The sequence below is a fragment of the Lysinibacillus sp. DFXJR4 genome (assembly GCF_057196045.1).
Genome location: NZ_JBXUNW010000016.1, coordinates 93,673 through 105,985, shown reverse-complemented (window position 1 = coordinate 105,985; position 12,313 = coordinate 93,673). Strand labels below are relative to the sequence as shown.

The following is a 12,313-nucleotide window of genomic DNA, read 5'->3' as shown; positions in this document are numbered from 1 at the left end:
TTTGGAGCGGGTGATGAGAATCGAACTCACGACATCAGCTTGGAAGGCTGAGGTTTTACCATTAAACTACACCCGCACAAAATATTAAAGTTTTTTATAAAATGGCGCGCCCGGCAGGAGTCGAACCCACAACCTTCTGATCCGTAGTCAGACGCTCTATCCAATTGAGCTACGGGCGCAAATAATATTAATTCAAAATCGACTTGGTGCGGCCGAGAGGACTTGAACCTCCACGGGGTTGCCCCCACTAGGCCCTCAACCTAGCGCGTCTGCCATTCCGCCACGACCGCATTCAATTAGGAACTTTCTTATTATACTATGATAATCCGAAAAATCAACCTTTTTTCTTAAAAAGATGAGCCATGAAGGACTCGAACCTTCGACCCTCTGATTAAAAGTCAGATGCTCTACCAACTGAGCTAATGGCTCTAATTAAGAAATGAATGGCTGGGGTACTAGGATTCGAACCTAGGCATGACGGAATCAAAATCCGTTGCCTTACCGCTTGGCTATACCCCAATAAGTGGCGGTCCCGACCGGGATCGAACCGGCGATCTCCTGCGTGACAGGCAGGCATGTTAACCGCTACACCACGGGACCAATATTACTACATTTTAAAAAATATTACGAATGAAATGACCCCTACGGGATTCGAACCCGTGTTACCGCCGTGAAAGGGCGGTGTCTTAACCACTTGACCAAGGGGCCATGGCTCCGAAGGCAGGACTCGAACCTGCGACAACCTGATTAACAGTCAGGTGCTACTACCAACTGAGCTACTTCGGAATAATTCATGTAATTTGTTGTCGTTATCTTGTCGACTTTTACTATTATAGTGACACATCAAGTAAACGTCAACCCTTTTTCTAAAGTTTTTTTATTCTTGTAATTTTAAACGTCCTAAACATTTGCTACAGCAGTATTTCTCGACATTCATTCTAATCTTTCTTACATATATCTGTTGGCATTTAACACACGAATATGTATAAAGTCGACGTTGCTTTTTTCGCAAAGTATTAGGTGTCTGAAGAGTCGAACAAAACCGGGGAGCTTTTACTTTTTTTAATAATTCTCGAAAATCTTTATCTCGATGCTGGTAACCCTTACCCTCTAAATGTAAATGATAGTGGCAAAGCTCGTGACGAACGATACCCTTTACTTCCTCAAGACCATACAATTCATATGCTTTTGGATTAATTTCTATATTATGTGATTGTAAGAGATAACGCCCACCAGTAGAGCGTAACCTTGCATTAAAATATGCTAGATGCATGAAAGGCTTTTGGAAACTTTCTAATGATATTCTGCTGACAAGCTTTTGAAGTTCCTCATTGTTCATATCACGATCACCTCTAACAACAAGAATACCACACTGCGTAGTATAGACAGTGTGGTTTGAATTTATTACATTTCCATTATTTGATTTTCAGGAGGCAACATAGTTAATGAAATGCGCCCTTTTTTCACATCAATTTGTTCTACCCAAACTGTTACAATATCTCCTAGCGCAACTACTTCTAGAGGATGCTTAATACGCTTTTTTTGCAATTTAGAAATGTGCACAAGCCCATCCTGCTTCACACCAATATCAATAAAAGCTCCAAAATCAACAACATTTCTGACTGTCCCTTGTAGTTCCATGCCAACTTGTAAATCTTCCATCTTTAATACATCTGTTTTTAATAGTGGCTGTGGGAATGCATCACGTGGGTCACGGCTTGGCTTCATTAATGTATCGACAATATCACGAATTGTAACCACCCCAATATCAAGTACCTCACTTAAATTTTGCACATCTAGGTTAGCAATCGCCTCTTCTGCCTTCTGTGTACCAAGTTCACTTTTATTTATTTGTGCAACCTCTAATATTTGCTCAGCCAAACTATAGCTTTCTGGGTGAATACCCGTTGCATCAAACGGATTTTTTGCTTCAGGTATTCGTAAGAAACCAATTGCTTGTTCGTACGTTTTTGCCCCAAGTCGTGGAATTTTCTTTAATTGAGCACGTGTGGTGAACTGCCCATTATCCTCTCGCACCTTCACAATATTCTCTGCAACAGTTTTTGATAACCCAGAAACATGTTGTAATAAAGAGGCTGAGGCAGTATTAACGTCTACACCAACTTGGTTAACGGCTGTCTCTACGATAAATGTTAAGGATTCAGTCAATTTCTTTTGTGATACATCGTGCTGGTACTGACCTACCCCAACCGCCTTAGGCTCAATTTTCACTAACTCTGACAAAGGATCTTGTAGACGACGTGCAATAGAAACAGCACTACGCTGCTCTACCTGTAAATCTGGGAACTCTGCCCGTGCAATCTCTGAGGCAGAATAAACAGATGCACCCGCTTCATTGACAATTACATAGGCTATTTCGGTAGCAAGCTCGTTTATAACATCAGCAATAAATTGTTCTGTTTCACGTGAGGCAGTCCCATTACCAATAGCAATTATTTGAATTGGGTATTTTGCTAATAATTCCTTTACAACAGCCTTTGATTTTGCTACGTCAGGCTTAGGAGGGTGAGGATAAATAGCTGTAACCTCTAACATTTTCCCTGTTTCATCAACAACTGCTAGCTTACAACCGGTACGATAAGCAGGGTCTACACCTAATACATATTTCCCTTTCATAGGTGGTTGTAAAAGCAGATTGCGCAGATTTTCTGAGAAGATATGAATAGCCTGCGCTTCAGCCTTTTCAGTAAGCTCATTTCGTAATTCTCTTTCAATTGAAGGCTGGATTAAGCGTTTATAAGAATCCTCAATCGCAAGCTTTACCTCAGCAATTGCTGGAGAAGAACCAATTGCCGGAATCCACTCTTTCCACATAATCATTAATACACGCTCTACCGGAACATTTATGGCTACCTTTAAAACTTCTTCTTTCTCTCCCCGGTTTACCGCTAAAATACGATGAGGAACAATACGATTTACAGGTTCTTCATATTCGTAGTACATTTCAAAAACGTTTTTATCATCTGCCTCCGCATTTTTCACACTAGTTACGAGTAGACCGTCTTTCCATGAATACGCACGAATTTTCTCACGAATTGCTGCGTCATCAGCAAAACGCTCGGCTAAAATATCTCTTGCACCAGCTAATGCATCCTCTGTGTTTGCAACGGTTTCCCCATCTATGAATTGGACAGTTAATTGCGCTAATGTATCAGAGCGATATTCTAATAAAAGATCCGCAAGAGGTTCTAATCCTTTTTCTTTCGCAATTGTTGCCTTAGTACGACGCTTTTGTTTATACGGTCGATATAGATCTTCTACACGCTGTAAAACAATTGCTGCTTGGATAGCTTGTTCTAATTCCGGTGTTAACTTATTTTGTTCTTGAATTAATCGAATAACCTCTTCTTTGCGATGCTCAAGCTGCTGTATGTAGTGATAACGCTCCTCTACAGCTTTAATTTGCACCTCATCAAGGGACCCAGTAGCTTCTTTTCGATAGCGTGCTATGAACGGTACGGTATTTCCCTCTTCTAATAATTTAATAACAGCCTCTGCCTGGCCTGGCTTGATTGCAACATCCTTTGCAATAAGCTGTAACAATTGCTTTTGATCCACATCATCACTACCTTTTTTCTTTTCATTTTACCATTACACTTTACTAAAAATGCAAAAAAATAGTCTACTCTAAACATAGAGTAAACTATTTCAACGACACTGACATGATAACCTTTGTAATTTTAGCAAAAATGCCTTTATTTAAACGTTTAGAGCGAAACGCCACCACTTGCTAAGATAACCTCCTGTAATTTCTTTATTGCTTTTCTTTGTATTCGAGATACATGCATTTGAGAAATTCCTAATAGTTCTCCAGCTTCTTTTTGACTAAGTTGCTCTAAATATGTAAGCTGAATGATTTGTTTTTCCCTATCATTTAAAACGTTCATGGCATCAGAAACAATTAATCTTTTATTGGTTATTTCATAGCCATCATCTACTTTACCCATTATATCAAACAAGGTTACTGTACTTCCGTCTGAATCTGACTCTATTGAATGATCCATAGAAAGAGCTTGATAACTACGACTCATCTCCATAGCCTCAAGAACTTCTTCCTCTTCCACTTCTAATTGATCTGCAATTTCTTTAATAGATGGAGAACGCTGCAACTCAATGGTCAGCGCTTCCACTGTTGTTTTAATTCTCGGTCCCAGCTCTTTTATACGTCTTGGTACATGAACGTCCCATGTTTTATCGCGTAAAAAACGTTTAATCTCTCCAACAATCGTTGGTACAGCAAATGCCTCAAAACTTCTACCAACATTGGGATCAAAACGTCTAATTGCACCAAGTAATCCTAGCATACCTACTTGAACAATATCATCATAATAAGATTTTCCATTCGAATACTTGCGTGCTATGGATTCAACTAAATATCGATAATGAATCACTAAATTTGTTTGCGCTTCATCATCCTCAGTTGATTGGTACAATGCAATCCACTCTAATACATCTTCATTAGACGAAGACTTATGTAGTGATTCTTTCGACATTTTTTTCCACCTGCTCCCTAGTGACATACTTTGTCATAAAGACAGTTACGCCACCATCGTTATTAATCATCACCTCATCCATCAAAGTTTCCATTAAATAAAGTCCCAAACCACCTTCACGTAAACCAGCTATACAATCTCCAGGATGATATGGCCCAATTTTTGACTTAATCTCTTCAAAATTAAAACTATTTCCATAGTCCGCAACCATCATTTCGAGTTTATTTTCATACAGAGCACATCCAATAACGATTTCACCTTCTTCATCATCCTTATATGCATGATGTACTACGTTTGTAACTGCTTCACTTGCTGCGATTTTTAAATCCTCGATATCATCATAATTAAAACCAACTCGACTAGCTAAGCCAGAAACCGTTAACCGAATTACACTGACAAATTGCGGTTTTGCAGGAACCCTTATTTCAATATAATCAAATTCCTTCATTATTTTAATTCCACCTTTTTATCAGTTTCAATATCCATTAAATCGCTTAATCCAGTAATTTCAAATAGCCGTTGTAATCTATTCGATAAACCAACAAGTTTTACTTTTCCATTCTCACGTAATGCTTTTTTATAAAAGGCTACAAAAATACCCAAACCTGTACTATCCATATAATTTACTTTTGATAAATTAAGTTCTATTTCTAATCCTTCAGTAATTTTTATAGCCTCTAGCTCCTCACGTAGAACTGAAGCAGTAAAGGTATCTATTTCACCCTCTACAAATCCATATAATTTATAATCAATTTCTTTAAAATGTATTGCCACGTCCATATAGCACACCTCCACCATATTTGTTAGACTGTACTTCATTTCCCACTTATAAAAAAAATTAAACCTTCTACATCCTATTTTTTTAAAATAACAACTGTAAAATCATCCGATAGTTTAAAATCCTGTAGCTCCTCAATTTGTTTATAAAGAAGATTACATAGCTCTTGGGCTGTCAAATGCTTATTCTTTGCAATCAATACTGTAATAATCTCTCGCGAGTTCCATTCTTCATGTGATCTAAATTCAGTAACACCATCTGTCATCATCAGGATGATATCATTTTTCTCTAAAGTAATTTCTTTATATATATACTTTGTTTCAGGCAGTACACCCAGTAATAGACCTTTTGCCTCCAAAGTAAAGAATTCATCTCGTCTAGCACAATAATGTAGCGCTGGCTCATGACCTGCTGAAGCGTAGGAAAAAGTATTTTTTTGTAGATCCAAACAGCCATAAAACATGGAAACAAACATACTATCATCCACGCCTTTTTCAATTACTCGATTAATAACTTCTAGCACATATGTAGGATCTTTATACGTATATTCTAATGTTTCAAGACCATATTTCACCATAGACATACATAAAGCAGCCGGAACCCCTTTTCCTACTACGTCTGTCACCGCTACACTCAAATAATCCTCCCGACCATGTAAAAAATGTACATAATCCCCATTCATTTTGCGAATTGGAATCGATACCATTCCTATGTCAACATCCGTTAAATGCGGTACAACCGTTTTGAGTAATGTTTTTTGAATGTTTGTAGCGATTTTCATTTCCAATTCATATTCAGCCTGTTTTTGCAATAAGCTTTGGTGCTCCCTATGTGCCATGCCATAATGGACCATTACCTCAATTAGAAAATCATATGCTGGTTGTTCCTCTCTCATTCTATCAGGTAATATTTTGCTGACTGCGTTTTTGTGAATACTTACAACATCCTCTGGAGAAACATTTTTTTGGATTAGCTGCCGTGTGAAGTTTTGAGCTATATATAAATTTCTCTCTGTTTGGTCAGTCAAGTAATCCGACAAAATTTTCTTATACTGTGACTCTAATCGATCCAACATTACCACATCCTATCGCAGCCATTTTTCAGCTCTGATGGTAGTACCCTCTCCAATAACAGAGTGGATGGTCATTGTATCCATTAAACGATTCACGCCTGGTAAACCTGCTCCAAGTCCTCCAGAAGTAGAGTAACCATCCTCCATCACCTTGCGAACATCTTTTATTCCCGGACCTTGGTCAGTTGCAATAATAATTATTTTCTTTTCTGCGTCCGTTTCAATTTTTTCAATTTCAATGAAGCCAACATTTGCATATAAGTATATATTTCGAGCCAATTCACTAATAGCTGTAGTTATTCTAGCCTGATCAACAGTGCCAAATCCAAGTGCCCTTGCTTCATTGCGCCCCAGTTGTCTTGCTGTAACTATATCCCATTCAGTAATAATTTCAACCGAAGACCTCTTTGCCACCGTTGTCCCCCCAATTCCTTTCGGAGTTATTCTGTACACTTATATTCGACCTGAATTTTTATTTGTTTTAATCTCATTTCATAAATCTTATAAATGGTATATTCTATGTATATTTTCATAAACCTTTCTTTAATTTTTTCAAAAATCTATTTTGAATAGTATTTTATTTTCCCCTTAAATCTATTAATACCATTTTCAAATAACAAATTCAATTTATGGAAATGTAGTATTTGAGAGTTTCATTCAAAAAAGCATCGAGATGAAAAATCATCTCGATGCCTCTATACATATATGTATATCAAAATTTGACAAGCCCTAAACTAATCATCAGTGCACCATCAACCTTCTCCATTACTGCATGATCAAGCTGCGTAATACGATCTGTCAATCTTGACTTATCGATTGTTCGCACTTGCTCGAGCAGAATAACCGAGTCACGTTCAAAACCATACTTTTCAGCATTGATTTCAACATGAGTCGGTAACTTTGCTTTCTGAATCTGTGCAGTTATAGCTGCGATGATGACAGTCGGACTAAATCGATTGCCAATATCATTTTGAATAATCAGCACCGGTCTAGTCCCTCCTTGCTCGGATCCAATTACCGGCGATAAATCTGCAAAAAAAACGTCACCACGTTTTACATTCAAAGTGTCATCCCCCGCTAACGAGACGCTCCACCATATGTTGTGCTTCATACTCCGCATGCAAGCATTCACTTGCAATCATCAGATTTATATGAGACATTTCAACATATCCTTTCATCATAGCTTCCCGTATTTGATTTGGTTGCTCCTGCATTAAAATATTGCGCGACAAAACACGCGCAAACGATTCACCTTCAATTACTTCCTTTGTTTGTAGAAATAGTCTATCCTGAACAGCAATTGTAGCTTCTCTTAACTTTTTCTCGTACACAGCAAGCACCTCCAACGGAACCATCCACTTTTCATTACTACTCATTCTATCATTGAAAGATATTGTTGAAAAGACATGAAATGACAAAATATCTGACAATTTGAAGGACAAGTTGTAAAAATATGTAGGTTGTCGAAGGTATATGCCGATTTACCTTATTAGTCCAATCAGCAAATTAAATTTTTGGTGATATTTTCTCCAGTGTTTATCATTCACCAATTATGAAAGAAAGTTTTTTGTTTATTGTGCCTGCTTATAATCAACTAAACGTATACCCGTGGTACTCTTGCTGTAATTATGCATGGTACTTCGTAATTAATGGTTTCAAGTTTAACAGCCCATTCATCTATTGAGATGACATCTTTCCCTTGATGACCAATAAGTGTTACCTTCTCCCCTATAGCATATGCTTTTGGTAAGGCAACCATACATTGGTCCATACAAATTCGTCCAACTATCGGCATTCTTTGACCATCAATTAATACTTCTTGACCGACTAATTTACGAATTACCCCATCTGCATAGCCTACTGGTATCGTTCCTATCCACAAATCTGAAGGGGCAGCATACGTAGCTCCATAGCCAACAGAATCTCCTGCTCGTACTTGCTTCACATGGACAAGCTCACTTTCAAGTGTAAACGCAGGCTGTAATTGGAAAGGTAGAATACCTTCCACATATGGCGACGGTGATAATCCATACATTGAAATACCATATCTGACAGCGTCATATTGGAAATGAGCGCCTTTAACTAAAGATGTAGCTGTATTTGAGGCATGGACAAGTCTAGGTTTTTCAGGTAAAGCGGATAGGCATTGCTCAAAGAAATGAGCTTGTCTATCGAAGTAGGATGTATCCTCCTCATCTGCTGTTGCAAAATGCGTGAATATCCCATCAAGTTTCATATTATTTGCTGTTAGAATTGTGTTAGAAAGCTCCAAAAGCTCTTGTTCAGAGCGAACGCCGATTCTCCCCATTCCACTATCTACTTTTATATGTAGTCGTAACGGGTCTGCTTCGTGCGCTATTAACGGAGCAGCCTGCTTGACCCATTCACTTGCAAATACCGTAAGAATAATGCGCTTTTGAGCTGCAAAAGGGACAAACGAAACTGGAGATGCACCTAAAACTAGTATGTCAGGTTCTTCAAAATGTGCTCGAATATGTAATGCTTCGTCTGGTGTTGCTACGGCAAGGATAGTAGCGCCTGCTTCTAAGGCTGCTTTAGCAACAGCTACATCTCCATGACCATATGCATTGGCTTTTACTACAGCAATAATTTGAACATTTGGTCGAAGTAGTTTTTTCAAATTTTGTATGTTTTGTTGGATTGCTTGTAAGTCTATAATTGCTTTTGTTGGTCTAAAATGCTGCTGTGTCATCATTAGGATACCCTCTTTATTTTTTATTAAAACATTATGTATTGCCATAAATTCGTTTAATTCTTTCTAATTGACAAGTTATTGTACTTAACTGCTTTTTATAACTTCTAGAATATATTATACAACTTAACACTTTCTAAACAGTGTTTAATCACTATTTAGCTTAATAAGCTACAGCTTTCAGTGATTTGAAAGCTGTAGCTACAATAAATTACTTCATACTACTTATCGTCATAGAAGTAGCAACTTCTATCATTTCATCACGAGTTAATTTACTTGATGCAACAAAGAATGCAACCCCATCCTTTTCCCAACTAATAGATGTATCTGTTATCGCACCGATTGTAAAGCCTAAATCTACCGGATCACCTGGTGAAGATACTGGTAACATCGCACTCTCTTTGGTAGCTGGTTGTTGCATGACTGTAAATGGCTTGTCACCCTCGAATGTTAAGATGACACGATCCATACCGTTCTCACGAATAACCTTTTCTTCCGTCATCTTCGTATTTTCCAAATTAACAACAGGGTAATTTGTTTGGAATTCTTTATTTTCAATTTCAGCACCTACTGCTTCTTTACCGTCTTTTTCGCCTTTGTCATCCTTTTCTGTAGGAGCAGCTTGTTCACCTTTTGTTTGATCTGTTTCCGTAAATTGCTCAACTGCATATTCCTTGGCTGCATGCTGAACACCTAATTTGATATTTTTAAATGTGATACGAATTTGTTCTTCCTTTACATCATTCATAATGACCACGGAAGTTGGAAGCAATGTTTTCTTATTAACTGTAATCACCTGATGAGGCATACTATTTTTATAGCTATTTCTAGTAGCCGCTTCAAATATATATGCTTTTTCTTGCTCTTTCATGACAACATTTTTATCTTCAGCTAAATCTTCTGCTAGAGCACCTATTAAATATGCCTGACTGTTTTTCTTTGGCCAGTCACTTTGGAACTTATACATTTTGTTCAATGTCGGTGTAACTACAAACACTCCATCTGCATTTCGTACTATCATCTGCGAAACATCTTTCCCGCTTTCTACTACTTCTACTCGATAAAAGTCAGGTTTAGTATGCCAAACTGTTACATCATATTTTCTTGGCTCTCCACCCGATTTAATCTCCATCGAGGCATTTAACTCATAACCATTTGTCTCTGCCCATTTACCATTAACCTTCTTCAACACTTTTTCCTGTGAGGCTGTACCACACGCCGACAGAAGTAATATTGTACAAATTAAGACGAGCCATTTAACTATACGGTTGCCCACGCTTTCACCCTTTCTTCTTTCAAATCCACTACGACAATATATGAACCTTATTTGTCAGTTATGTCATCAGAAGAGCAGGCAATATATTTATCTTCATTCAGCAAATGTTTTTTTGTATCGAAAGCATAGCTACATTTACGCCAGGGCGAAATTGATCTTTAATGTTCAAAGAATTTACAGAAGGTAGAGCGTCTTTTAGCACGATATTCACTATTACTTACAGCAGCAATATTACCTGCGCTGCTGCGTATTGCTTAGTATGTGTGATACTAACAAAACCATTTACAAGTTTTCCTTTAAAATATAAAACAGGATTCCCAGCTTCTCCTCTTAAAATTTCAATATCATGAAGCTTGCATTGCTCGCCAATACCCGTTCCTAAAGCCTTGGAAAATGCCTCTTTAGCAGCAAATCGCCCAGCTAAAAATTCTATTCTACGAGTTTCTGAATGTGCATCAAATAAAACTCTTTCCTTTTCAGATAAAATCCGATCTTTAAATTTATTTGTTCGCGTCAATGCTTTGGCAATACGTTCAATTTCTACAATATCAAGACCAATTCCTTTAATCATTTGAACTTCTCCTTTTCCTATTGCTAAAAAGCCATGTATAATAATTGTAAATTGAGGTGGAGCCATGTTTAGTAGAACAGAAAATTTTAAGCAATACACAAAGTATTACCCTGTTGTTTCTATGTTTATAGCGATTAATTTAATTTTTTATGTATTAACTATTTTACCTGGTGTTGGGGTACTTGTATTGAATTACGGAATTCAAATAAATCTCCTAATCCAGAACGGTGAATGGTGGCGTATTTTTTCTGCAATGTTTTTACATGCCGGCTTCTTACACGTGCTCTTTAATATGTTTTCATTGTATATTTTCGGGCCAGAGCTTGAAAAAATTGCGGGTAAGGCACGTTTTATAACAATTTATTTATTATCCGGCATTGTAGGAAACATGGCTACCTATCTACTTAATAATGATAGTGGCTATGGTAGTCTCGGTGCAAGTGGGGCTATTTTTGGCATTTTTGGTGCTTTTGGGGCGCTTGTTTATTATACACGCCGCACAATGCCTATGCTCCGCAAGCTAATCTTACCAATCATTGTAATCAGTGTCATTATGACTTTTATACAGCCAAATGTGAATGTCTATGCACATATAGGAGGCTTAGTCACTGGATTCATTCTTGGGTTGATTTATTTACACCCCAAAAGAATTTTAAGCTGGCGTAAACAAAAAATGGCAGGTAAATAGCAGACACAAAGAGGAGGATCCTTATGAAAACGGATGCTCCTCTTACTTTATCTTTTATCATAACGACCAATTTTTTATTATAAAACGATAGTATTCTCGTTCGTTGATTTTAGTTTTTTCCATTCAGCTGCCGTTAATCCGTAGACAACCTGATCGACATGATGATCATATAACCATTCAGCGTCTCTTAAACGACCTTCCTCGTTAAAACCAAGCACTTTTGGTATTGTACGGCTTCGAATATTCCCTACAGCGACACGTACTTCTATACGATTTAACTTTAAATAGCTAAAAGCATAATCAATAAAAGCTTTCATTGAATTAGTAACTAACCCCTTACCAACAAAATCGTTTCCTAACCAATAACCGATACTCGTCCATCTATGCTGCCAATTCACTTGATGATAGCCAATTACTCCTGCAAGTTTCCCCTCATAATAAATCCCTGCTTGTATACCATTATTATTAGCATATTGATGCATCGCATTTCTTACAAATTTTTCTGTATCCTCTACGGTTCTCACATCATCTACGAAAGGTAACCACTCTCGCAAAGTTTCCCTTGACCGATCTGTTAATGTAAATAACTCATCTACATCGTTTAAATCCAACAATTTCAAATACGTGTTTTCGCTAATATCATATTTAAACAAAAAATCCACCCCTTTTGTTAGATATATTCTATTATATAAATTATTATT

The 12,313-nt window shown here is 37.4% G+C and carries 14 protein-coding genes and 8 tRNA genes; 1 reads left to right on the top strand and 21 read right to left on the bottom strand.

Features of this window, described 5'->3' with window-relative positions; translation table 11 throughout:
- Window positions 1-2: 2 nt before the first annotated feature.
- From AC2CGN_RS21425 to acpS, 20 genes are all read right to left on the bottom strand, one after another.
- A tRNA-Gly gene (locus tag AC2CGN_RS21425) sits at window positions 3-76 on the bottom strand.
- 26 nt (window positions 77-102) lie between these two features.
- Window positions 103-179, bottom strand: a tRNA-Arg gene (locus AC2CGN_RS21420).
- Window positions 180-204: 25 nt separating this feature from the next.
- Window positions 205-290: transfer RNA gene (locus AC2CGN_RS21415), tRNA-Leu, on the bottom strand.
- A gap of 66 nt (window positions 291-356) precedes the next feature.
- Window positions 357-429 (bottom strand) — tRNA-Lys (locus AC2CGN_RS21410).
- Window positions 430-444: 15 nt separating this feature from the next.
- A tRNA-Gln gene (locus AC2CGN_RS21405) sits at window positions 445-519 on the bottom strand.
- Window positions 520-524: 5 nt separating this feature from the next.
- A tRNA-Asp gene (locus tag AC2CGN_RS21400) sits at window positions 525-600 on the bottom strand.
- Between the two features lie 36 nt (window positions 601-636).
- Window positions 637-708: transfer RNA gene (locus AC2CGN_RS21395), tRNA-Glu, on the bottom strand.
- 1 nt (window position 709) lies between these two features.
- A tRNA-Asn gene (locus AC2CGN_RS21390) sits at window positions 710-786 on the bottom strand.
- 91 nt (window positions 787-877) lie between these two features.
- The gene (locus AC2CGN_RS21385) at window positions 878-1,339 is read right to left on the bottom strand and encodes a SprT family protein (RefSeq protein ID WP_286926317.1); all 462 of its coding nucleotides are present in this window, start codon (window positions 1,337-1,339) and stop codon (window positions 878-880) included.
- Window positions 1,340-1,404: 65 nt separating this feature from the next.
- Window positions 1,405-3,579 carry a Tex family protein gene (locus AC2CGN_RS21380; protein ID WP_484516096.1) on the bottom strand — a complete coding sequence of 725 codons (2,175 nt, stop codon included), beginning with the start codon at window positions 3,577-3,579 and terminating at the stop codon, window positions 1,405-1,407.
- A 149-nt stretch (window positions 3,580-3,728) separates the two neighbouring features.
- Window positions 3,729-4,514 (bottom strand): RNA polymerase sigma factor SigB, encoded by a 786-nt coding sequence (gene sigB, locus AC2CGN_RS21375; RefSeq protein WP_429983230.1) that lies wholly within the window; start codon window positions 4,512-4,514, stop codon window positions 3,729-3,731.
- On the bottom strand, window positions 4,492-4,962 hold the full coding sequence (gene rsbW, locus AC2CGN_RS21370; RefSeq protein ID WP_283869792.1) for an anti-sigma B factor RsbW: 471 nt from the start codon (window positions 4,960-4,962) through the stop codon (window positions 4,492-4,494). The genes sigB and rsbW overlap by 23 nt, the downstream gene beginning before the upstream one ends.
- On the bottom strand, window positions 4,962-5,294 hold the full coding sequence (locus tag AC2CGN_RS21365) for an STAS domain-containing protein (RefSeq protein WP_286926314.1): 333 nt from the start codon (window positions 5,292-5,294) through the stop codon (window positions 4,962-4,964). The genes rsbW and AC2CGN_RS21365 overlap by 1 nt, the downstream gene beginning before the upstream one ends.
- A gap of 74 nt (window positions 5,295-5,368) precedes the next feature.
- Window positions 5,369-6,367 carry a SpoIIE family protein phosphatase gene (locus tag AC2CGN_RS21360; RefSeq protein WP_484516094.1) on the bottom strand — a complete coding sequence of 333 codons (999 nt, stop codon included), beginning with the start codon at window positions 6,365-6,367 and terminating at the stop codon, window positions 5,369-5,371.
- Between the two features lie 9 nt (window positions 6,368-6,376).
- Window positions 6,377-6,778 (bottom strand): anti-sigma regulatory factor, encoded by a 402-nt coding sequence (locus tag AC2CGN_RS21355; RefSeq protein ID WP_286926312.1) that lies wholly within the window; start codon window positions 6,776-6,778, stop codon window positions 6,377-6,379.
- 298 nt (window positions 6,779-7,076) lie between these two features.
- Window positions 7,077-7,427 (bottom strand): type II toxin-antitoxin system PemK/MazF family toxin, encoded by a 351-nt coding sequence (locus tag AC2CGN_RS21350; protein WP_004232054.1) that lies wholly within the window; start codon window positions 7,425-7,427, stop codon window positions 7,077-7,079.
- 4 nt (window positions 7,428-7,431) lie between these two features.
- Window positions 7,432-7,719 (bottom strand): hypothetical protein, encoded by a 288-nt coding sequence (locus AC2CGN_RS21345; protein WP_484516103.1) that lies wholly within the window; start codon window positions 7,717-7,719, stop codon window positions 7,432-7,434.
- 239 nt (window positions 7,720-7,958) lie between these two features.
- The gene (gene alr, locus AC2CGN_RS21340; RefSeq protein WP_484516091.1) at window positions 7,959-9,080 is read right to left on the bottom strand and encodes an alanine racemase; all 1,122 of its coding nucleotides are present in this window, start codon (window positions 9,078-9,080) and stop codon (window positions 7,959-7,961) included.
- A gap of 208 nt (window positions 9,081-9,288) precedes the next feature.
- The gene (locus tag AC2CGN_RS21335; RefSeq protein ID WP_484516089.1) at window positions 9,289-10,353 is read right to left on the bottom strand and encodes a LolA family protein; all 1,065 of its coding nucleotides are present in this window, start codon (window positions 10,351-10,353) and stop codon (window positions 9,289-9,291) included.
- Window positions 10,354-10,570: 217 nt separating this feature from the next.
- Window positions 10,571-10,924, bottom strand: a complete 354-nt coding sequence (acpS, locus tag AC2CGN_RS21330; RefSeq protein WP_286926309.1) for a holo-ACP synthase — start codon at window positions 10,922-10,924, stop codon at window positions 10,571-10,573.
- A 64-nt stretch (window positions 10,925-10,988) separates the two neighbouring features.
- Between acpS and AC2CGN_RS21325 the strand changes: the two genes are divergently transcribed.
- Complete coding sequence (locus AC2CGN_RS21325) at window positions 10,989-11,612, top strand: rhomboid family intramembrane serine protease (RefSeq protein ID WP_429986224.1); 624 nt, start codon at window positions 10,989-10,991, stop codon at window positions 11,610-11,612.
- 77 nt (window positions 11,613-11,689) lie between these two features.
- Here AC2CGN_RS21325 and AC2CGN_RS21320 read toward each other — a convergent pair whose 3' ends face one another.
- The gene (locus AC2CGN_RS21320; protein WP_429983233.1) at window positions 11,690-12,265 is read right to left on the bottom strand and encodes a GNAT family N-acetyltransferase; all 576 of its coding nucleotides are present in this window, start codon (window positions 12,263-12,265) and stop codon (window positions 11,690-11,692) included.
- Window positions 12,266-12,313 lie beyond the last annotated feature (48 nt).